At 63.4% G+C, this 20,150-nt stretch carries 20 protein-coding genes; 11 read left to right on the forward strand and 9 right to left on the reverse strand.

Annotated elements, in window-relative coordinates; genetic code table 11:
- Positions 1-82: 82 nt before the first annotated feature.
- Together VB618_RS14075 and VB618_RS14080 are read right to left on the reverse strand one after the other, a co-directional pair.
- Complete coding sequence (locus VB618_RS14075) at positions 83-793, reverse strand: DUF2076 domain-containing protein (protein ID WP_329797332.1); 711 nt, start codon at positions 791-793, stop codon at positions 83-85.
- Positions 794-850: 57 nt separating this feature from the next.
- Positions 851-1,201: an NUDIX domain-containing protein gene (locus VB618_RS14080; protein WP_329797333.1), complete on the reverse strand. Its 351-nt coding sequence runs from the start codon at positions 1,199-1,201 to the stop codon at positions 851-853.
- Positions 1,202-1,218: 17 nt separating this feature from the next.
- On the opposite strand from VB618_RS14080, the gene VB618_RS14085 reads away from it, so the two are divergent.
- Positions 1,219-1,578 carry a hypothetical protein gene (locus VB618_RS14085; protein WP_329797334.1) on the forward strand — a complete coding sequence of 120 codons (360 nt, stop codon included), beginning with the start codon at positions 1,219-1,221 and terminating at the stop codon, positions 1,576-1,578.
- Here VB618_RS14085 and VB618_RS14090 read toward each other — a convergent pair whose 3' ends face one another.
- The 4 genes from VB618_RS14090 to VB618_RS14105 all read right to left on the reverse strand — a co-directional run bounded on the left by VB618_RS14090 (position 1,579) and on the right by VB618_RS14105 (position 7,232).
- Positions 1,579-2,928 carry a chromosome partitioning protein ParA gene (locus VB618_RS14090; RefSeq protein WP_329797335.1) on the reverse strand — a complete coding sequence of 450 codons (1,350 nt, stop codon included), beginning with the start codon at positions 2,926-2,928 and terminating at the stop codon, positions 1,579-1,581.
- 271 nt (positions 2,929-3,199) lie between these two features.
- Positions 3,200-4,555 (reverse strand): glycolate oxidase subunit GlcF, encoded by a 1,356-nt coding sequence (gene glcF / locus VB618_RS14095; RefSeq protein WP_329797336.1) that lies wholly within the window; start codon positions 4,553-4,555, stop codon positions 3,200-3,202.
- 62 nt (positions 4,556-4,617) lie between these two features.
- The gene (gene glcE / locus VB618_RS14100) at positions 4,618-5,802 is read right to left on the reverse strand and encodes a glycolate oxidase subunit GlcE (RefSeq protein WP_329797337.1); all 1,185 of its coding nucleotides are present in this window, start codon (positions 5,800-5,802) and stop codon (positions 4,618-4,620) included.
- Positions 5,799-7,232: an FAD-linked oxidase C-terminal domain-containing protein gene (locus tag VB618_RS14105; RefSeq protein WP_329797338.1), complete on the reverse strand. Its 1,434-nt coding sequence runs from the start codon at positions 7,230-7,232 to the stop codon at positions 5,799-5,801. Before VB618_RS14105 ends, glcE begins: the two co-directional genes overlap by 4 nt.
- Before the next feature lie 134 nt (positions 7,233-7,366).
- On the opposite strand from VB618_RS14105, the gene VB618_RS14110 reads away from it, so the two are divergent.
- From VB618_RS14110 to bfr, 8 genes are all read left to right on the forward strand, one after another.
- Complete coding sequence (locus VB618_RS14110) at positions 7,367-7,756, forward strand: c-type cytochrome (protein ID WP_329797340.1); 390 nt, start codon at positions 7,367-7,369, stop codon at positions 7,754-7,756.
- A complete protein-coding gene (locus VB618_RS14115; RefSeq protein ID WP_329797341.1) occupies positions 7,753-8,550 on the forward strand; it encodes a (Fe-S)-binding protein in 798 nt (265 codons plus the stop codon). The genes VB618_RS14110 and VB618_RS14115 overlap by 4 nt, the downstream gene beginning before the upstream one ends.
- Positions 8,551-8,559: 9 nt before the next feature.
- The gene (locus tag VB618_RS14120; RefSeq protein WP_329797342.1) at positions 8,560-9,993 is read left to right on the forward strand and encodes a LutB/LldF family L-lactate oxidation iron-sulfur protein; all 1,434 of its coding nucleotides are present in this window, start codon (positions 8,560-8,562) and stop codon (positions 9,991-9,993) included.
- Entirely contained in the window at positions 9,990-10,661 is a 672-nt protein-coding gene (locus VB618_RS14125; protein WP_329797343.1) for a LutC/YkgG family protein, read from the forward strand. Before VB618_RS14120 ends, VB618_RS14125 begins: the two co-directional genes overlap by 4 nt.
- Before the next feature lie 58 nt (positions 10,662-10,719).
- Positions 10,720-11,295: a hypothetical protein gene (locus tag VB618_RS14130; protein ID WP_329797344.1), complete on the forward strand. Its 576-nt coding sequence runs from the start codon at positions 10,720-10,722 to the stop codon at positions 11,293-11,295.
- A 72-nt stretch (positions 11,296-11,367) separates the two neighbouring features.
- Positions 11,368-11,937 carry a putative glycolipid-binding domain-containing protein gene (locus VB618_RS14135; RefSeq protein ID WP_329797345.1) on the forward strand — a complete coding sequence of 190 codons (570 nt, stop codon included), beginning with the start codon at positions 11,368-11,370 and terminating at the stop codon, positions 11,935-11,937.
- A gap of 118 nt (positions 11,938-12,055) precedes the next feature.
- Positions 12,056-12,313, forward strand: coding sequence for a (2Fe-2S)-binding protein (locus VB618_RS14140; RefSeq protein WP_329797346.1), 258 nt, complete (start codon positions 12,056-12,058; stop codon positions 12,311-12,313).
- Positions 12,314-12,394: 81 nt separating this feature from the next.
- Positions 12,395-12,880 carry a bacterioferritin gene (bfr, locus tag VB618_RS14145; RefSeq protein WP_329797347.1) on the forward strand — a complete coding sequence of 162 codons (486 nt, stop codon included), beginning with the start codon at positions 12,395-12,397 and terminating at the stop codon, positions 12,878-12,880.
- A 58-nt stretch (positions 12,881-12,938) separates the two neighbouring features.
- Here bfr and VB618_RS14150 read toward each other — a convergent pair whose 3' ends face one another.
- From VB618_RS14150 to VB618_RS14160, 3 genes are all read right to left on the reverse strand, one after another.
- Complete coding sequence (locus VB618_RS14150) at positions 12,939-15,662, reverse strand: bifunctional acetate--CoA ligase family protein/GNAT family N-acetyltransferase (protein ID WP_329797348.1); 2,724 nt, start codon at positions 15,660-15,662, stop codon at positions 12,939-12,941.
- A 150-nt stretch (positions 15,663-15,812) separates the two neighbouring features.
- Entirely contained in the window at positions 15,813-16,271 is a 459-nt protein-coding gene (locus VB618_RS14155) for a GNAT family N-acetyltransferase (RefSeq protein ID WP_329797350.1), read from the reverse strand.
- The gene (locus VB618_RS14160) at positions 16,271-18,973 is read right to left on the reverse strand and encodes a PAS domain-containing sensor histidine kinase (RefSeq protein WP_329797351.1); all 2,703 of its coding nucleotides are present in this window, start codon (positions 18,971-18,973) and stop codon (positions 16,271-16,273) included. The genes VB618_RS14155 and VB618_RS14160 overlap by 1 nt, the downstream gene beginning before the upstream one ends.
- Positions 18,974-19,173: 200 nt before the next feature.
- On the opposite strand from VB618_RS14160, the gene VB618_RS14165 reads away from it, so the two are divergent.
- Together VB618_RS14165 and VB618_RS14170 are read left to right on the forward strand one after the other, a co-directional pair.
- Positions 19,174-19,554, forward strand: a complete 381-nt coding sequence (locus VB618_RS14165; protein ID WP_329797352.1) for a phasin — start codon at positions 19,174-19,176, stop codon at positions 19,552-19,554.
- A gap of 33 nt (positions 19,555-19,587) precedes the next feature.
- Positions 19,588-20,091, forward strand: coding sequence for a hypothetical protein (locus VB618_RS14170; RefSeq protein WP_329797353.1), 504 nt, complete (start codon positions 19,588-19,590; stop codon positions 20,089-20,091).
- The last annotated feature ends 59 nt before the right edge of the window (positions 20,092-20,150 follow it).

Here is a 20,150-nt window from a genome sequence, read left to right on the forward strand (position 1 = left end):
TGATTATCGCGGAATCAGATAGAGAGCGGCTCATTTAAGCGCACGCGCCCGATGGTGGGCGCGCCTGGTGTTTTGAAGCCGATCAGGCCCAATCGCCCGCGTCCCCGCCATCGCCGCCGAAATCAGCGAAGTCCTGACCGGAATCCTGGTTGCCCTGATCCTGGTAGAGCGAGTCCGTGATGCCCGAATTGCCGGCGTCAGTAGCCTTATCGGCGCCTCCAAGACCGGCCGCAGACGCCACATCGCTCACCGGATTGTTGTCGCCGCTGAAGGCGCTCGTCAGGGCATTGGCGATCATCATGCCGCCGGCGACGCCGGCCGCCGTCGAAAGCGCCGTTCCCAGGAACCCGCCTCCGCCGCCGCGCTGCATCATGCCGCCGCCCCAAGGGCCGGGCGCGCCGCCCGTCATGCCACCCTGAGGGCCGCCAAATTGCTGTTGCTGATGATGGGGCTGGGAGTGCCCCCAAGGGGAAGCCTGACGGGCCGGCGGAGTGTTGTAGGCCGGACCAGGCGGGCGGGAGCCGCCGCCGAAGATGCTGGAGAGGAAGCCACCTTGTTGCGGCCGCCGGCTTGCCTGATCGAGCTCGGCACGCAGGTGCTCGTTCTCCCCCTGAAGATTGGCGAGCGCCTGCTCCTGCACGTAGACCGCCTGGGCCATCGCGTAGGGCGCATAGGGCTGCTCGCGAATCTTCTCGGCGATGAAGCGCTCGGCCTCGGGATCGCGCGGCTGGTTCGCCACCTGTTCGAGCCGTCGGAAGATGTCGCTGATGACCTGGCGTTCCTGATCGTTCATGGCAAGCCTCCTTACAGTGAACGTTGGAGACAGATGTAAGCATGGCCATCGGGTTTGTTAGGGGCGCACGAGGCCGAGATTGCGCATATTCCGCAAGGCCTGCGGTGCGAGTGCGTCCAGCTGGTGGAGGTCACTCCACTCGGCCCCATGCACCTCCTGCAGATCGGGCCGGATGGCGGCACCCTTCTCGGCTCTCACCACATAGCGGATGTCGTGATGCCAATGCTCGGGCTCGCCTCGTTCGGGACGGGCGGGAATGCGGTGGCTGTCGATGTCTATGGGAAGACCGGACGTGCGATGCCAGGGATCGATCACAAGCCCCTCCATCCCGGTCTCCTCCACGGCTTCGCGCAGGGCGGAGATCGCCAGATCCTCCGGGCCTCGTAATGCCCGCCGGGCTGCAGCCAACGCTTGAGGGAGCGGTGATGGATGAGGAGGATTTTTTCGCCAGTTCCATCGAGGATGAAGGCCGATGTCGTGACATGGCCGGGAAAGGTGCGGCGGGAGTGGATGTCGTCGCCATTCGCGATCTGGCGCCGCAGGAGAGCATGTCTTTCCTCAGGCAGGTCGAATGCTCTCGCGTACTCGCTGAGGAGCAAAAGAACATGCCTTCGGAAGGCGGCAGGATCGAAGCTCATGGGGCCCTATCATCCAGCATCGGCGGCTGCCTGCATTCGGCACATGCCGAGCGCAACCATGCTGTCACGCCTCACAGGCATCGCGTCAAGACTGGAAAGGCGCAGAACGAAAAAGCCCCGCATCTCTGCGGGGCTCAAGGCTTCTGATTATTCAGCGTCCGGCGACTTGAGAGGCCGGACATTGGTCTCGACCTCTTCCTCATCGAAGAGGGACGGATCGTCCTCCTGCGTGTCGAGGCGGGTCCTCTTGCGCAGGGCCACATACTTCTTCTGGATCTTGGTGCGACTCTCGCGAGCGATCTCAAGGGCGCCCTGAATGAGGGAGCGCTCGGCCTTCTCGTTCTGCAACTCTTCGGTGAGGCGGCGGTTGGCGGCCTCGAGGGTGCTGCGATCCTGCTCGAAGCGCTTGGTGAGCTGGTCGATGCGCTCGGAGAGGCTCGCCACCTTGTTGTCGGAGCTTTCGATCTGGAAGTCCTTGGCCGCGATGGCCTTGCCCAGCATCTCCACACGCTCCTGCAGCTCGATGCGCGAGCGCTGGAGCTCGTTGACCATGGCCACCTGACGCTCGACCTCCTGCTGGGTCGCCTCCAAGCGACGGTCGACGGTGTTCTTCTCGATGGTGGTCTCTTTCAAGGTGCGCTCGACGCCGCGCAGGGCCTCGTTCTTGTCGCGCAGCTGGTCGCGGGTATGGGCCAGGATCTTGTCAGTGGCTGACAGACGCGAGGTCAGGCCCTCGATCTTCATGTCGAGCGAAGAGAGATCGGTCTGATGGGCAGAGCGCTCGGAATCGATCTGCGTTTCCAGGCGCTGGCGCAGCACCTGCTCGGCCATGAGCTTGGTCTCAAGCTCGGAGGCGCGCTGGCGGGTGGATTCGAGCTGCGTCTCAATCTCGCCATAGCGGTTGCCAAGGCTGGAGAGACGGTAGTTCTGCTCCTCGGCCACCTTCTGCAGGCGCTTGACCTCATGATCGAGCAGGCCGTTGCGCTCGCGGGTTTCGATGAGCTCCCGCTCGGCGCGGGCCACCGTCTGGTCGGCCTCCTGGGTTTCGAGGCGCAGGGCCTGGTTCTCTTCCGTGATGTTGCGGGCGCGCTCGGTCTCGATGGCGAGTTGGTTCTCAAGGTCGGCGACAATCGCCTCCTTGTCCTTCACGTTCAGGCGCAGGTCCTCGACAAAGCTGTCCTGCTCGCGAATCTTCGATTCGGCCTTGCGGAGCTGCGAGACTGCGGCGTTCAGGTCATCCACCGTCCTGGCATGGACGCTGCCGATATCTCCAAGCTCCCGGCGCAGGGCCTGAGCGTTCTCGGTTTCCTGCCTGAGAACCGCCTCGGTCTCGAGGAGCCGCGACTGGAGCTGTGGATAGTGCCGGATCAGTTCGGTCACCGGCTCATTCAGGAGGGTAAAATCCTCCTTGAGGCTGCGGAGCTCTTCCAGCCGGTCGATCATGTTGGCGAAGCGAACGCGGATCAGCTCGTTCTTCTGGCCGACGGAATCGAGCATGCCATTGGGCCGAACAAGGGCCGGCTCAGCCTTTTCCGGCGCAGCGGGAGCCGGGAGCGCCGGGGCGGCAGCCGCCCCGCCACCCTGCTGATGCGGCGACAGAAGGGCAGAATCAGCCTCATCCTGTTTTTTGCCAAAACGGTTCCTGAAAGACGTCCATCCCGAAGACATGATGCCGGCCCTTACGTCCTGAAATTCATACTTTCGTAACTTTTAACCCAGTCGGGCCCAGTTTGGAAATAAAATTTCGTTGCGTAAGAGTGTAGCAGCCTCACTCTGCCGCCATGGTTAACGCCTGATCGGAGCGCTTGCCGAAGCCCGCCTCCTCCAGGGTTTCCGGCATGGGGCCACCGGTCGCCCAGTCGAGAAGCTCGACGGTATGGACGATGGGGATCCCGGTGCCTTGGCCGATCTGGGTCATGCAGCCGATATTGCCGGTGGCGATCAGGTCGGGCTTGGTGCGCTCGATATTGGCGACCTTGCGGGCCCGGAGCTGGGCGGCAATTTCGGGCTGGAGCAGGTTGTAGGTGCCGGCCGAGCCGCAGCAGATATGACCCTCCGGCACGTCCTTCACGGTGAAGCCTGCCTTCTTCAGCAAGGTCTTCGGCTCGGTGCGGATCGCCTGACCGTGCTGCATGGAGCAGGCCGAGTGGTAGGCCACCACGAGATCCGTCTCGCGCACCGGCTCCATGAGCGTCAGGGACGTGACGTATTCAGTGACATCCTTGGCGATGGCGGAAACGCGGGCCGCCTTCTCGGCATAATCCGGGTCCTCCCGGAACATGAAGCCGTAATCCTTGATCGTGGTGCCGCAGCCGGAGGCCGTGATCACGATGGCATCTAGCCCCTCCCCATCCATCTCGGCGACCCAGGCGTCGATGTTGCGCTTGGCGAAGGCGTGGCTGTGCTCGTCTCGCCCCATATGGTGGACGAGCGCGCCGCAGCACCCCTCCCCCTTCGGCTGGACCACGTCGATGCCGTGGCGGTTGAGGAGGCGGATGGCGGCCTCGTTGAAGCCGGGCTTGAGCACGGGCTGGGCGCAGCCGGACAGGATGGCGACGCGGCCCCGCTGCTCCCCATGGGCCTTATAGGTGCCGGGCTGATCGAACGGCGTGCGGGCCGGCACCCGCGCCGGTGCCAGCTCGATCATGGCCTGCAGGCGGCTGCCCAGCAGCGGTAGCGCGCCGACCAGACCCTTGAAGGGCTTGGCCAGCATCGCGGCGCCAAGCGCGAAGCGGAAGCGGTTCGGATAGGGCAGCACGGTGGCGAGAACCCAGCGCAGGAGCCGGTCGTGCCACGGCCGCGTATAGGTGGCCTCGATATAGGCTCGGGCATGATCGACCAGGTGCATGTAATGCACGCCGGACGGACAGGTGGTCATACAGGACAGGCATGAGAGGCAACGGTCGATGTGCTTGACCACCTCAGGTGACGCAGGCTTGCCGCTCTCCAGCATGTCCTTCATCAGGTAGATGCGCCCGCGTGGGGAATCGAGCTCGTCGCCGAGGAGCAGGTAGGTCGGACAGGTCGCAGTGCAGAAGCCGCAATGAACGCAAGTGCGGAGAATTTTCTCCGAGGACGCCATGGCGGCGTCTTTCAACTGATCGGGCGTGAAATTGGTTTGCATGACGGATCAAAAATACTTTCTGCCAAAAGCCGCTTTCACAATACGCTTCCTGCACGCATTGACTACACCCCTGCATACATCCGGCCTGGATTGAGAATCCCAGCCGGATCGAGAGAAGCCTTGATGCCGCGGGTCAGCGTCATCAGCGCGTCGGATTGCGGCTCGAACACGTCGAGGGTCGAGCGAATCTCGGCCGGTGCGCGCACGAGGGTGGCGTGGCCGCCGAAGGCTTTAGTGGCCTCGCGCATGGCGGCGGCACCCGCATCGCCGTCGATGGGCGTCGAAATCCAGAGAAGCCCGCCACCCCAGTCGTAGAACCACTGCGCGTCGAGCGACTGTGCAATCTGGCCGACGAAGTCGGGGCCTTTCGTTGGCGCGGTGGACACGCGCCAGATTGCGCGTTGGCCCTGGTCCGTCAGGATCGTTGCGTCCCGTACCGACTGCCAGAGCGCCTCGGCCCCGACGCCCTCAAGAATGTCCATGAACCGAGAGCGCTTCAGGAGGCGCTTGAGCTCGTTCATGCGGTAATCGACGGAGACCCGGAACCCTTCGAGGCGGATCAGTGTGCTGCCGCCGCGCCGGTCGCGGTCGGGGAGATGCGCCGCGCCCGTCACATCGAAGGGCGAGCCGAGGGCCATGGACAGGGCCTCGATGGCCTGCCTATCATCGAGGCCGCGAATGACCAGGGTCGCCATGCGCTCCGACTTCGGGAGCACCTTGAAGGTGACCTCGGTAAGAAAGCCGAGCGTCCCCCAGGAGCCCGCCATGAGCTTGACGAGATCGAGGCCCGTGACATTCTTCATCACGCGCCCGCCGGACTTCACCACCTCGCCGCGCCCGTTGACGAAGCGCACGCCGATGAGGCTGTCACGCGCTGCCCCCGCCATGATCCGACGTGGGCCGGAAATGTTCATGGCCGCCACGGCCCCGATGGTGGGCTCGCCCTTCGTGCCGAGCAGATACCGATAATCCATCGGCTCGAAGGGCAGCTCCTGCCCTTTTGCAGCGAGAACGCGCATGACCTCCAGCACCGGCGTGCCGCTGCGGGCGGAGATCACGAGTTCGGCCGGCTCGTAGAGCGTGATGCCGGCCATCGCCGACGATGAGACCGAGGCATCGGTCTGGTTCGGCCGCCCCATCGGCGCCTTGGTGCCGTTGCCAGAAACGTTGAGAAGAGTGCCCTTGTCGGCGGCGTCGCGGATGATGTTGGAAGCGTCCTGCTCGTCGCGGGGAGTATAGGTGGTCACGCGGCGAACCTTCCTTCGAGCGGAAACACCTTTGCCGGGTTGAGGAGCCAGCCGGGATCGAATACGCCCCGCACGCGCATCTGCTGCTCGAGATCGACGGGATTGAACTGATAGGTCATGAGGTCGCGTTTCTCGATCCCGACACCATGTTCGCCCGTGAGACAGCCGCCGACCTCGACGCAGAGCTTGAGGATATCCTCGCCTGCCTTCTCCGCCTTCTCCATCTCGCCTGGAATATTGGTGTTGAACATGACAAGCGGATGCAGGTTGCCGTCGCCGGCATGGAACACGTTGGCGACGCCGAGCCCATAGGACTTCACGATCTCGTCGATGCGCTTGAGCACGTAAGGCAGCTGCCCCGTCGGAATCGTGCCGTCCATGCAGATGTAGTCGGCCACGCGACCCGTGGCCCCGAAGGCGGATTTGCGACCCTTCCAGATCGCCGCGCTCTCAGCCTCGGACTGAGAAACCTTCATGGTCTTTGGCCGGAATGGCTCGGCGATGGCGACGATGCGGCGGAGCATGTCGTCGATCTCCTGGTCCGAGCCCTCGACCTCGACGATCAGCATGGCCTCCACGTCGAGGGGGTAGCCTGCATGGGCGAAGGCCTCGCAGATCTGGATCGCCGGCTTGTCCATGTATTCGAGCGCGACCGGAATGATGCCGGCACCGATGATCGCCGCCACGCAGGCGCCCGCATCCTCTGCCTTCTCGAAACCGAAAAGCGCAGGCCGAGCGCCCTCCGCCGCACGCAGGATTCGCACCACTGCTTCCGTGACCACGCCGAGCTGGCCTTCTGAGCCGCAGACGAGACCGAGAATGTCGTAGCCGGCAGCATCGAGATGATCGCCACCGATCTCGACCACCGTGCCGTCGAGGAGCACCATGGTAACGCCCAGCAGGTTGTTGGTGGTCACGCCGTATTTCAGGCAATGGGCGCCGCCGGAATTCATGGCGATGTTGCCGGCAATGGTGCAGGCGAGCTGGCTCGAGGGGTCGGGCGCATAGAAGAAGCTCTCATGGGCCACGGCCTGGCTGATGCCGAGATTGGTGATCCCGGCCTGGACTCGCGCGGTGCGGCCTTCGAAACTGACGTCGAGCACCCGGTTCATCTTGGCGACGCCGAGCACGATGGCGTCTGCTTGAGGGATCGCCCCGCCGCACAGCGAGGTCCCTGCCCCGCGCGGCACCACCTTGACCCCATGGTCGTTGCAGAAGCGCATGATAGCCGAGACCTCTTGCGTCGTGGAAGGCAGCACGACCGCAAGCGGCATCTGCCGATAGGCGGTCAGGCCATCGGTCTCGAAGGCCCGGCGCTCATCCTCGGAGACGATCAGGGCCTCCGACGCGACAAGGCGCCCCAGCCCCTCGATGATCTCCCTCCGGCGCGCCAGAACAGCCTCGTCCGGTTTGGGAAATGCAATGGTCATGGAAGCCTCCTTGAGATCATCGCCTGCGCTTGCGGTATGTCTACCTTAACAAGAAGGTAGCTTTCACCGAGAGCTTTTTCCAATAATGTAGAATCTCTCTAAGATGGGACAGGTGTCCCGCAAAGGAGTTTTTGATGCGTTCCTTCGTTCTATCCGCCGCCCTCCTCCTCGTTGGGTTCGGTCAGGCCCAGGCTCAGGACGCGGCCGCCGGCGAGAAGGTGTTTACCCAGTGCCGCGCCTGCCACCAGGTCGGTGAGACTGCCAAGAACGCCGTTGGACCGGTGCTGAATGGTATTTTTGGGCGTCCGGCCGGGTCGGTCGAAGGCTACACCTACTCCCCGGCCAACAAGAATTCCGGCATCACCTGGGATGAAGCGGTCTTCCGGGAATACATCCAGAACCCGCGCGCCAAGATCCCCGGCACCAAGATGGTCTATGCCGGCCTCAAGGACGAGCAGCGCATCAACGATCTCGTCGCCTATCTCAAGCAGTTCAACGCGAAGGGCCAGAAGGCCACCCAATGAGCGCCACGTCGTCTCCAGCCCGCCCGGCAAAACCCCGGGTGGGTCTCTTCGTCACCTGCCTCGTCGACCTGATGCGCCCCTCCGTAGGCTTCGCGGCCGTCAAGCTCCTCGAGGATGCCGGCTGCATTGTCGACGCACCGGTTCAGACCTGCTGCGGTCAGCCGGCGTACAACTCGGGCGACCGGGGCACCACGCGGGATCTGGCGATGCGGCTGATCGAGGCCTTCCAGGGCTACGACTACGTGGTCGCGCCCTCCGGCTCCTGCGCCGGCATGATCAAGGCGCATTACCCGGAACTCTTCGAGGAGGATCCGAATTGGCGCGCCAAGGCCGATGCCCTGGCGGCCAAGACTCATGAGCTCACGAGCTTCCTGGTCGATGTGCTCGGCGTCACGAAGGTCGAAGCTTCCTTCGACGGCGCCGTGACCTACCACGATTCCTGCTCGGGGCTTCGCGAACTCGGTGTGAAAACCCAGCCGCGCAGGCTGCTGGCGAGCGTCGAAGGCCTCACCCTGGTCGAGTTGAAGGACAGCGATGTGTGCTGCGGCTTCGGCGGCACCTTCGCGGTCAAGTACAGCGACATCTCCGGGGCCATTGTGGAGGCCAAGGCCAAGAACATCGAAGAGTCCCACGCTCCGACCTTGCTCGCTGGCGATCTCGGCTGCCTCATGAACATGGCCGGCAAGCTGAGCCGTGACGGCAGGCCCATCCAGGTGCGTCATGTGGCGGAGGTTTTGGCTGGCATGACCGACGAGCCGCCAATCGGTGCTGCAAAAAATGCGGCAATCAAGTAGAAATCATTCATGCTCGTTCATTCCACCTCTCCCCAGTTCAAGCAGAATGCCGCGCGGGCGCTGAACGACGTTCAGCTGCAGAAGGCGCTCGGCAACGTGAAGCAGGGCTTCATCGACAAGCGCCAGATGGCCGCCGACAAGCTGCCGGAATTCGAGGCGCTGCGGGACTCCGCCCGCGACATCAAGAACCACACCCTGGAGCATCTCGATCTTTACCTCGAGGCCTACGAGGAGAAGGTGAAGGCGTCCGGCGGGCACGTGCATTTCGCCCGCGATGCGCAGGAGGCCCGTGACATCATCTTAGAGATCTGCCGCGAGGCAGGTGCCAAAACGGTCACGAAGGGCAAGTCCATGATCTCCGAGGAAATCGGGATCAACCATCACCTGGAGGCAAACGGCATCACGCCCGTCGAGACGGATCTCGGCGAATACATCATTCAGCTCCGCAACGAGCTGCCGAGCCACATCATCGCACCCGCCGTTCATCTCAACGCCACCCAGGTGGAGGAGGATTTCCGGCGCGTCCATACGCATCTTGATGCCAAGCGCGATCTCTCCGAGCCCGTGCAACTCCTCACCGAAGCGCGCGCCGTGCTGCGCGAGCGTTTCCTCGCGGCCGATGTGGGCATCACCGGCGCCAACTTCCTGGTGGCCGAGACCGGCACCTCGATCATCGTCACCAACGAGGGCAACGGCGATCTCACGCAGATCCTGCCGAAGACCCATATCGTGCTCGCCTCCATCGAGAAGCTCGTGCCGACGCTCGAAGATGTGAGCCAGCTCCTGCGCGTGCTCGCCCGCTCGGCCACGGGCCAGGAGATGTCGGTCTACACCACCTTCTCCACCGGCCCCCGCCGCAGCCAGGATGCGGACGGGCCGGAGAACTATCACATCATCATCCTCGACAATGGCCGCTCGTCCATGCTCGGCACGGCTTTCGAGGAGATGCTGCGCTGCATCCGCTGCGGCGCCTGCATGAACCATTGCCCGGTGTATCACGCGGTCGGCGGGCACGCTTATGGCTGGGTCTATCCCGGCCCCATGGGCGCCGTGCTTACGCCATCGCTGATCGGCGTCGACAAGGCCGGTCACCTGCCCAATGCCTCCACCTTCTGCGGACGCTGCGAGAGCGTGTGTCCGGTGCGCATTCCGCTGCCCAAGCTCATGCGCCACTGGCGCGAGCGGGAGTTCGAGCGGCACCTGACGCCCGCCACCGTGCGTTCGGGCCTCCAGCTCTGGGGCTTCTTCGCCAAGCGCCCGGCTCTCTACCGGTTCGCGACCCGCGCGGCTATGGGCGCTCTCGCTCTGGCAGGCCGCCAGCGCGGCCGCTTCAGTTGGCTGCCGATGGCGAAGGGCTGGACCAAGTACCGCGACTTCCCTGCCCCGCAGGGCGAGACGTTCCAGCAGCGCTGGAAGCGCGAGCGCAAGGGAGCCCGTGCATGAGTGCCCGCGACGACATCTTCGGCAACATCCGCCGCTCGCTCGGCGTGAAGGGCAGCGAGACGATCCGGCAGCAGATCGTGGCCGACCGGCTGGAGCGCTCGCCCCGGGGCGTGATCCCCCAGCGCGGGCAGGTTTCCGGCGAGGAGCGGATCGCCCTGTTCAAGACCATGGTCGAGACCTCGCTGGCGACGGTGACGGAAGTCGCCTCCGCATCGGAAGTGCCGCAATCTATCGCGCTCTTCCTGCGCAACCACAACCTTCCGGCCAGCTTGCGCATGGGCGACGATCCGCGCCTCAACGCCATGCCTTGGTCCGACACCACCCTCGAGATCGCCCACGGGCCGAGCGAAGGCCGCGATCTCAATGCGGTGAGCCATGCCTTCGGGGGCATCGCCGAGTCCGGTACGCTCGCGATGGTCTCAAGCGCGGACAACCCCTCCACCCTCAATTTCCTGCCCGACAACCACATCATCGTGGTCTCGGCCAAGGACATCGCAGGCGATTACGAATCCGTCTGGAACCGGGTGCGCTTCGCCTATGGCAAGGGCAGCATGCCAAGAACGGTGAACTGGATCACCGGCCCGTCCCGCTCAGGCGACATCGAGCAGACGCTGCTGCTGGGTGCTCATGGACCAAGGCGGCTGCATGTGATCCTGATGTGCGACTAAGCACTGACACATACAAAACGTTAATACATATCTCTTCTCTCAATCGGAGAAGAGTCCGTTGGCATATTTGTACTGGCTTGGGGGATTCGTTGTTGTCAGCCCCCTGATCGTTGGCCTTCCATTTCTGAGCCGGAACAGAGGCTATCGTATCGCGACCCTTTTTGCCGGCATGAATGCTGGCATCGTCACGCTTTCATTGTTCATCAATCTGCTGCGATGGGGCTCAGGCCCTACTTATGTGGATCAGCTCCATGGCTATTTCACACGCGCGCTCCCGAGCCTCTACATAGCTTCCCTCTTAGTCGGCTCAACAATCGTTTCAAAGTATTACCTGAGAACCACCACTCGCGTCGGAGCCTCGCTTGTCACGTTAGGAACTCTGTTCAGCGTTTATGCATTCAGCACCGCCATGGCACGGTTATTGGAAATACTCTCTATAACCGTGACAGAAGGCTTTCCGTCTTTCGACGTTCTATCGGACATCATGGATCGCTTCTTAGAGGTTCTGATCCATCCGAACCTATCTTTTGTAATTATGCTGTGTGTGTCTGTGTTTATTGCCTTGAATGGAACGGCCGCAGCCATGCGAATATCCGATGAAGCCGCGTCCCTGAAAGACGGGGAGACAGACTAACGAGTGGTCTATCTCGGAGGTCTTGCTCCATGCAGAATGCAGTCCCTTGTTGTGATGACCTGGAGCCCCGGCATGTCCATCCCGACGCTGATCTTCCGCACCATCCGCTGGTCGGCCTGGGACGGCTGCGAGGCGGGGCTGGAGCATGTGGACATCCGGCCCGCCGATGGTGGGCTTGATATCTCCGGCGTGGTGATCGCCCGGGAGGATGAGACCCAGTTCGGTCTCTCCTATCGCCTCAAGCTCGATGCCCTGTGGCGAACCAGGGAGGTCCGCCTCACAACCACTACTGGTCACGCTCTTCACCTTGAAAGCGATGGCCAGGGGCACTGGCAGGAGAACGGCAAGGACCAGCCGGCGCTCCAGGGCTGCATTGACATCGATGTCCAGGCGACACCGCTCACCAACACTCTCCCCATCCGGCGCCTTGGTCTGGAGACCGGCAAGAGCATGGAGATCCGCCTCTGCTACATCACCGTGCCCGATCTGACCGTCTTTGCCTCGAACCAGCGCTATACCGCGCTTGAGGCAGGCTCGCTTTATCGCTTCGAGAGCCTGGAAGACGGGTTCACTGCTGATTTGCCCGTCGATGAGGACGGTTTCGTGCTCGACTATCCCGGATTGTTCAAGCGCCTGGGCTGACCCGACTTTCCCAACCGTGACATCTGGGCACAGGAGATAGCGCTGGCGCCTATCTCCTTTTTCAGTTAAGTCTTTGAAATCGCAAGTAGTTTTTAGTCATTCTAAACTAGAACAACAAATGATCGTCTGCTCCTGCAACATCCTCTCCGACGGTGATGTCAAAGCCTGCCTCAAGCCGGGTCCAGAATGTCCCCGCACCCCGGCGCAGGTCTATCGCTGCCTTGGCTGCAGCCCCAATTGCGGGCGCTGCGCCCGGACGATCCGCGCCATCATGGACCAAGCCCTGACCGCGGCGGGCGTGGAGCCTATTGCCGCCTGCCAGCGCGGCTGCTGCCCGACGACCCTTGAAAAAGCGGCTGCCGAACCCACCCTTTGAACAAAGGGGCTTTTACCCTAGTTCATAAATCCTCTAAGGAATGGTCCGGCGCATCGGCGCCGTTTGGACGAGAGGGTTAGAATGAAGGGTGATCCCAAGGTAATCGAGTATCTCAATCGCGGCCTGCGCAGCGAGCTGACGGCGGTCAACCAGTACTGGCTGCATTACCGGCTCCTGGACGATTGGGGCTACAAGGAGCTTGCGAAGACTTGGCGCAAGGAATCCATCGAGGAGATGCACCACGCGGATCGCTTCATCGAGCGCATCATCTTCCTCGAAGGCTTTGCCAACCTGCAGGTGCTCGATCCCCTGCGCATCGGCCAGAACATCCAGGAGATCCTCGAATCCGACCTCGCGGCGGAATACGAAGCCCGCAACCTCTACGGCGAGGCGGCGGCCTATTGCGACAGCATCGGCGACCGGGTTTCGAAGAACCTGTTCGAAGAGCTGATGACGGACGAGGAAGGCCATATCGACTTCCTCGAAACCCAGATCAATCTCGTCGAGCAGATCGGCATCGAGCTCTATGCCCAGAAGCATATCGGCGGGCTCGACGACGACCACTGACGATTTCGTATCGTACGGATGTAGGATGAGGCCCGCTCCATGGCGGGCCTTTTGCTTTTCAGGTCGACTTTGCGAGCTTGCCCGGCTCCTCGATCGAGGCGATCGGCAGGGTCACGAGGCGCAGTTCCGGATCGTCCGGATCGATCCGGATCGAGAAGCCGAGGCTGCGGCACATGTCGAGCATGGTGGAGTTCTCGCGCAACACCTGCCCCTCGACCTCGCGCAGGCCCTCCACCTTCGCCCATTCGATCATGAGCCGCATCAGCTCCCAGCCAAGGCCGAGCCCCTTCAGGTCCGAGCGGAGCAGGATGCCATACTCCCCGGTTTCGTGGTTCGCATCCGCATGGAGGCGCACAGCGCCCATCATCTCGCCCGTCTCCCCATCGAACGCCACGAAGGCGATGGCGCGGGCATAGTCGAGCTGCGTCAGGCGCGCCAGGAAGGTGTGGCTGAAGTCGCGAACGGGCGCGAAGAAGCGCAGGCGCAGGTCCTCCGGCGTGATCTTCTCGAAGAAGCGCCGGAACTCGTCCTCGTCCTCCGGCCGCACGGGCCGCACGAAGGCGTTTGTGCCGTTGCGCAGCTCGATGGTGCGCTCCCATTCCTTCGGGTACGGCCGCACAGCAAAGCGCGGATGGCCACTGCCCTTGCGGGTCTCGGGCGCAACCGCCACGCGGGCATCGACCACGATCACGCCGGTCTCGTCGGCGAGCAGCGGGTTGATGTCGAGCTCGCGGATTTCGGGCAGGTCGGCCGCCATCTGGGCGAGCTTCACGAGGCTCAAGGCAATCACCCCCTCGTCGGCCGCCGGAACGTCGCGGTAGGCCTTGAGGCGGCGCGACACGCGGGTGCGTGCGATGAGATCGTGGGCGAGCTTCAAATCGAGGGGCGGCAGGGCCAGTGCCTTGTCGTTGATGACCTCCACGGCCGTGCCGCCGCGCCCGAAGAGCACGACCGGGCCGAAGGATGGATCATCGGCAATGCCCATGATCAGCTCGCGGGCCTTGGTTCTGCGTACCATCGGCTGCACCGTGACGCCCGTGACATGCGCGCCCGGCTTCAGGCGCGCCGCGCGCTCGAAGATGTCGGCGGCAGCCCTTTGCACCGCCTCCTCGGTGGTGAGATCGAGCTTCACGCCGCCGATGTCGGACTTGTGCACGATGTCGGGCGAGAGAATTTTGACCGCCACCGTACCGCCCTCCGCAATGATCGGGCGTGCGGCTTCTGCGGCCTCCTCCGGTGTCGTCGCAAGCATGACCGGCGCAGTGGGAATGTCATAGGCCTTGAGCAGCGCATTCACCTCGATGGGATCGAGCCAGCGGCGGTTCTGCGCGACCACGTGCTCGACGATAGCGCGGGCCGCTTCCGTATCCGGCGCGAAATCGCCCGGAAGGTCGTCGGGCGTTTCCATCAGCTGGTTCTGCGCCTCGCGGTAGCGCACGAGCTGCATGAAGCCGCGTACCGCATCGGCCTCCGTGGCAAAATGCGGAATGCGCGCCTCCTCGAACACGCGGGCCGAATCCGGATCCTCCCCGATCCAGGCGGCAAAAACCGGCTTCTGGCGGTAGCCTTTCGCCCGATCCTTCTTGACCACGTTCACGACAGTGGAGGCCACGTCCGAAGCGCCGGCCACGGCCGTCGGCACGTTCAGGATGAGAATGGCATCGTTCTCCGGATCAGCCAGCAGCGCCTCCAGCGCTCCCGCATAACGCTCCGGCTTTGCATCGCCTATGATGTCGATTGGGTTCCCCTTCGACCAAGTCGGCGGCAGGATGGCATCGAGCGAATTGCGGGTTGTCTCCGAGATGGCGGCCAGTGTTCCGCCGAGATCGATGAGGCGGTCCACCGCCAGCACGCCGATGCCGCCGCCATTGGTGAGAAGGGCGAGGCGATTGCCCGGGAAAGGCTTCTGACGGCCCAGCGTCTCCGCCGCCGCAAAAAGTTGGTCGAGGTCGAGCACGCGCAACAGACCGGCCCGGCGGAAGGCTGCGTCATAGACCGCGTCAGCACCCGCCAGCGCACCTGTATGCGTTGCGGCGGCTTTGGCCCCTTGCGCATGCCGTCCAGCCTTGATGACCACCACCGGCTTCACGCGCGCCGCGGCACGGGCCGCGGACATGAACTTCTTCGCGTTGTCGATGGACTCGATGTAGAGAAGGATCGCCCGCGTGCCGCTGTCGGCGGAGAAGAAGTCGAGGCAGTCGCTGAAGTCGACGTCAATCTTGTCGCCGAGCGATACGATGGCCGAGAAACCCACATTCCTCTGCGCTGCCCACTCGACGAGGCCTGCCGCCACCGCACCCGACTGGGAGACGAGCGCCAGATCGCCGGGCTTGGCGCTGTGGGCCGCGAAGCTCGCATTCATCTTGGCCCGGGGGCTAAGCACGCCGATGCAGTTGGGTCCGACGATGCGCAGCCCATGGGCGCGCGCCGCGAGCCGAACCTGCTCGCTCAAGGAGCTTTCGCCATAGCCCAGCCCGGCTGTCGCGATAATGGCTACGCTCACGCCGACACGCCCAGCCTCTTCGATCACGCCGGGCACCCTCTCCGGCGGCACTGCGACAACCACGAGGTCGGGGGCCTCCGGAAGCTCGGTCAGGGACGGGAAACACGCTCTCCCCTCGATCTCCACATGGTGCGGGTTGACGGACGCGATGTCTCCCTCAAACCCGCCGGCAATGAGATTGCGCAGAAAGGTCAGGCCGAGGGAGCCCGGGCGCGGGCTTGCACCGACAACCGCGATGGAGCGTGGGGCGAGCAGCTTGTCGAGGCGATAGGTAGACATGAGGATCCTTCGTCTCGTGGACATCTCGGGGCGGAGCAGCCCACCAGAACCTATTGCGCCTGGCTATAACCGCAAGTCACACGGCGGCTTTGATCGATCGCACAGGATCACGAGCGAGTGTCAGTCTCGTGAAGGCGATGGATCACCGCCCTACCCGGCTTGATTGCGCGTCCAGCGATAAAGCGCATCCGGGGTGCGTTCCTCGTTTCCGGAGCCATCAGTCAGCTCGACCGCCCTGAAGCCGTGGCGCTCATAGAAGCGGCGCGCCTGCCCATTCTCCTGGAACGTCCAAAGGTTCAGCTCCGCCGCGTCCTGCCGGACAGTCGTCAGAAGGGCCGTTCCCACCCCGCGGCTGTGCCAAGCCGGATCGACATAGAGATGATCGAGCCAGTCCTGCTTGAAGACTGCAAATCCGATCACCTGGCCCTCATCCTCGGCCAACCAGATCGTGGAGGCTGGAAAGACGTGCTGCTCGAAGAATGCCAGATCCTGCTGCGGCGTGTGAAGCTCGGGCAGATATGGGAGGCAGGCTTTGCGCACGTGGCGATGCAACCGGGCGACCGCCTCCATGTCGGCGCGGGCGGCGCGCCGAAGAACGAAGCTGCGCACTATTCGGCCCAAACCCGCGTCGGCGGGAAGATCACCTCGACGAGGGTTCCCTCGCTGGGCCGGCTGGAGATCTGCAGCGCACCTCGGTTCGCTTCGACGAGCGCCTTGGTGAGGGGTAGGCCGAGACCGGTTCCGCCGCGCTTGCGCGAGGTGGCGAGTTGGCGGAACGGTTCGAGAGCAGCCTCGACCTCCTCGGGCGTCATGCCGATGCCGGTGTCGCGCACCCGGAAGGCCACTTCGCCGCGGTCCGTCATAGCCGTGGAGACGATCACCTGCCCGCCCGCATCGGTGAACTTGATGGCGTTCGACACGAGGTTGAGCACGATCTGGCGCATGGAGCGCTCGTCAGCCACGACGGGCGGCAGCTTGGGCGCGAAGCTCATGCGCATGACGATGCGGTCACGGGCGGCCTGCGGCTGAAGCAGGGACACACAGGTGGCAACGAGGTCGTTCAGGCTTACGCCGGTGAAAGAAAGCTCCAGACGCCCTGCCTCGATCTTTGCAAGATCCAGAAGATCGTTCACGAGGCTGATTACGTGGGAGCCGGAGGCGTGAACGTCCTTCAGATATTCCTTGTAGCGGTCGTTGCCGACCGGGCCGAAGCGTTCCTCGAGCATGACTTCGGCGAACCCCAGAATGGCGTTCAAAGGCGTGCGGATCTCATGGCTGATCTTGGCCAGAAGATCGGATTTCTGCGCGCTTGCTTCCTCGGCTGCATGTTTGGCGCCGATCAGCTCGCCTTCGGTCTTCTTGAAGGCGGTGATGTCGCGCAACACCGCGCAGAACCGCCGCTCTGGACCATCGCCGAGGTGGCCCATGGTCATGAAGAGCGGGATGGATCCGCCCTGACGCTCCCGACCGAGCACCTCACGCCCATCGTTCAGCAGGCTGCCGACACCGGGCGAGCGCAGGCGCTCAAGGTAATCAAGGGCGACGATGTGGCTCTCGGGCGCCAGCAGCACCGTGATCGCGTCGCCCGCGACTGCCCGCTCGTCATAGCCGAAGAGCGCCTCGGCGGAACGGTTAAGGGAGAGGATGCGCCCCGTCTCGTTGAGCACGATCACGCCATCGGTTGCCGTATCGAGGATCGCCTCCAGCTCGTGGACTCGGCTGTTCTGTGACGGATGCGAATGAAGATCGACATTGGAGGCTCTGCGGATCACCAGAAGGTCCGCTTCGCCTCCATCCCATTCGGCCGGCGAGGCACGCAATGTGACGGCGATGTTCTCGTCGCTGCGGGTCGTCAGCGCAAGAGATGTGTCCTCCTCACCCGAACCGCCGAGCGCAGGAGAGCCGCGAAACAGATGCACCAGGCCGCCATCGACCCGGATCTGCTCAACAGTCTCATAACCGGTGAGATCAAGCAGGAAGCGGTTGGCGAAGACAATGTGCTCACCACGATGGATCAGGATGCCGATCGGCAGCCGGTCGAGGATGGGGTCGCTGCTAACCGGAGGCACGGCTGGCCTGGGAGGAGCGTCTCTCTCGGCAGCCGGTTCGGTCTCTTCGGAACCGCCAGTCTGATCCGGGGTCTTGTCCTGAGATGCCACGTCCTCCAACCGGGCGCCGAGCGCCCGGGCAATTTCTCGAAAGGCGTTTCGCTCGGTATCGGAAAGGGTCGATCCCGGAGACTGTCTTTCGGCGAGCTTGCGTTGCGGCGCAGGTTCCGGCGGAGCGGTGCTGGAGAGAGCTTCTGCTACCTGCTCACGAAGATTGGTGAACCAGTTGTCCTCATCGGGCACCTCGCTCTCGTCCTCTGGCTCCTGCGAGGGCATCTCCTCTGGCGGACGGAACGGGAAGGTATCATCAGGGACAAGGCTTTGCGCGATCAGATCCTCCCGGCTGCTCCCCACATCGCTTGGGATCTCGTCGATATCCGTCCGCTCGCGCGCCGCATCCATGCGCAGCAGTCCGAAGCCCCGGAAGCCGGTCAGTCCCCGGTCCGTGCTGAAGACAGGCATACCGGCCCAGTCGACAGGCACCTGCAGGGGAGCGTTGTCGATATTCCAGAAAACAGTTCGTCCGCTCCAGGTATCCTGGCGTGCAAACAGGTCTGCAACGGCGCCATCTGGATCCTCGACGACCGAACGGGCCACCTCATCCCAGGTCCGCCCGACGATATTGGCCGCATCGGGTCCGACAGCTTGGGCGAGTTCCGGCGAGACCTCCGTGAAACGGGTCTGCGCATCCGCCTGCCAGACGAAGCGGATCGTGCCGCGGGGCTGGTCCGCCTTGGGAGCAGCATCGCCGGAGATTTCAGGGGCCTGTTTCCGAGCCAGTGAATTATCGTCGGCGGCTTGAGGAGCGCGAGGGCGCCCGGCCCTGTTCACCGATCCAGTGAATGCCGTCACCAGCACGGCTTCGCCATTGTCCAAGGCCGCCAAGCGGCAGGCACAGGCAACCGGAAGCCAAGGGCGAGCTGGATCGAGCCTCAGACGCTCCATCCGAACGCCCCCGCGTGGGGCAAGGCCGCCGGCGAGGGACTTGATGCGCTCACGGGTGCGGGCATCGCCGGTTACCCGTTCGAAGCCCTCGGCAAAGGCATGCCTCAATCCCTCAGTGCCCGGTGATGTCCAGAGCAGCCTCTCACCTGTCCGATCCCATATGAACACGACCGCGCCTGGCTCGGCGAGCAGACCAAGGTCCGGCTCGGCGGCAAGCCGCGCGATCAACATTTCAAAGGGATCGGGACCACCCGTCATCAACGGTCCTTATGAGGAATATCATTGAAACTCTTCTGGTTGAGCTTCTAGACTAATATCTGCGGCCAAGCATGCAAGGCGGAACCCTTGAATCCGTTTACTTTGAGGTAACCTTAATAACGCAAGGCACAATGGAGTTGATTTTGCAGCGCACAATGTGATATTGCACTGCACAAATGCCTTACAACAAGGAGCATGTCATGGCAGCGAACCAGCCCCAAGGTTATGAGATCCCCCCGGAGATGCGCGACTTCGCCGAGAAGAGCGTCGAGCAGGCCCGCAAGGCGATCGACGGCTTCATGAGCGCGGCTCAGAAGACGGCCGACACTTTCGAAGGCTCGGCCACTACGGTTCAGACCAGCGCCCGCGATGCCGCCCGCAAGACCTTCACCTACACCGAGCAGAACCTGAACGCGGCCTTCGACCTCGCCCAGAGGATGGTTCGCGCCAAGGACATGCAGGAAGTGATGCAGATCCAGGCTGAGTTCGTACGCAGCCAGTTCGAGGCGATGCAGGCTCAGATGAAGGAATTCGGCTCCATGGCGCAATCGGCCATGAAGCAGCCGGGCTCCAAGAAGTAAGACACTCTCCAACAGCCCCGCGAGGACCTCACGATGGCGGAAGCGAAGAAGCCAAGAGTCAAGAGTGCAACGAAGGCCGTCAGCCCCGAGCCGAAGGCCGATCTCATCGAGTTGGCGGCCGTTCGAGCCGCAACGGTCTTGGAGGCGGTCCCGGCTGCAAAGCCCGTGACGCAGGCGAAGGCGCCCGAGGTGAAGCCTGTCGCGCCTGAGGCACTCTTCTCCTCGGCGAAGAAGCAGAGCGATGCCTTCCGCCAAGCCGTCGGCGAGGCCGTGACGGCGTCCGCACAAGGCGCCCTGGAGGTCAACGGCAAGATCATCGGCGCCCTGACGGTCCAGAGCAGCGCGGCTCTCGACCTCTGGCGCTCGGCAATCAGCCCGGCTCCTCTGCCCGAGGTCCTCAAGGCGCACAGCCAGGCGACCCGCCAAGCCTACGAGGCGGCTTCCGCCCAGTGGAAGGACGTCGCAGAGTCCACGGCTCTCTGGTTCACCAAAAGCCTTGAGCCTCTGCAATCGGCCTTTCAACGGCCGGGGCGCTAACTAGCCTATCCCACTGCATGATCATGCGCTAAGGCTCGGCCACATCGGCCGAGCCTTTT

This window comes from Microvirga sp. CF3062, assembly GCF_036314045.1.
Lineage (GTDB): Bacteria > Pseudomonadota > Alphaproteobacteria > Rhizobiales > Beijerinckiaceae > Microvirga.

Bases quoted from the DNA above. Each gene is read 5' to 3' on its own strand.
- VB618_RS14075 (WP_329797332.1), bottom strand. From the start codon at position 793: ATGAACGATCAGGAACGCCAGGTCATCAGCGACATCTTCCGACGGCTC.
- VB618_RS14085 (WP_329797334.1), top strand. From the start codon at position 1,219: ATGGATGAGGAGGATTTTTTCGCCAGTTCCATCGAGGATGAAGGCCGA.
- VB618_RS14090 (WP_329797335.1), bottom strand. From the start codon at position 2,928: ATGCTCGATTCCGTCGGCCAGAAGAACGAGCTGATCCGCGTTCGCTTC.
- glcF (WP_329797336.1), bottom strand. From the start codon at position 4,555: ATGCAAACCAATTTCACGCCCGATCAGTTGAAAGACGCCGCCATGGCG.
- VB618_RS14105 (WP_329797338.1), bottom strand. From the start codon at position 7,232: ATGACCATTGCATTTCCCAAACCGGACGAGGCTGTTCTGGCGCGCCGG.
- VB618_RS14110 (WP_329797340.1), top strand. From the start codon at position 7,367: ATGCGTTCCTTCGTTCTATCCGCCGCCCTCCTCCTCGTTGGGTTCGGT.
- VB618_RS14115 (WP_329797341.1), top strand. From the start codon at position 7,753: ATGAGCGCCACGTCGTCTCCAGCCCGCCCGGCAAAACCCCGGGTGGGT.
- VB618_RS14120 (WP_329797342.1), top strand. From the start codon at position 8,560: ATGCTCGTTCATTCCACCTCTCCCCAGTTCAAGCAGAATGCCGCGCGG.
- VB618_RS14125 (WP_329797343.1), top strand. From the start codon at position 9,990: ATGAGTGCCCGCGACGACATCTTCGGCAACATCCGCCGCTCGCTCGGC.
- VB618_RS14135 (WP_329797345.1), top strand. From the start codon at position 11,368: ATGTCCATCCCGACGCTGATCTTCCGCACCATCCGCTGGTCGGCCTGG.
- VB618_RS14140 (WP_329797346.1), top strand. From the start codon at position 12,056: ATGATCGTCTGCTCCTGCAACATCCTCTCCGACGGTGATGTCAAAGCC.
- bfr (WP_329797347.1), top strand. From the start codon at position 12,395: ATGAAGGGTGATCCCAAGGTAATCGAGTATCTCAATCGCGGCCTGCGC.
- VB618_RS14150 (WP_329797348.1), bottom strand. From the start codon at position 15,662: ATGTCTACCTATCGCCTCGACAAGCTGCTCGCCCCACGCTCCATCGCG.
- VB618_RS14160 (WP_329797351.1), bottom strand. From the start codon at position 18,973: ATGACGGGTGGTCCCGATCCCTTTGAAATGTTGATCGCGCGGCTTGCC.
- VB618_RS14165 (WP_329797352.1), top strand. From the start codon at position 19,174: ATGGCAGCGAACCAGCCCCAAGGTTATGAGATCCCCCCGGAGATGCGC.
- VB618_RS14170 (WP_329797353.1), top strand. From the start codon at position 19,588: ATGGCGGAAGCGAAGAAGCCAAGAGTCAAGAGTGCAACGAAGGCCGTC.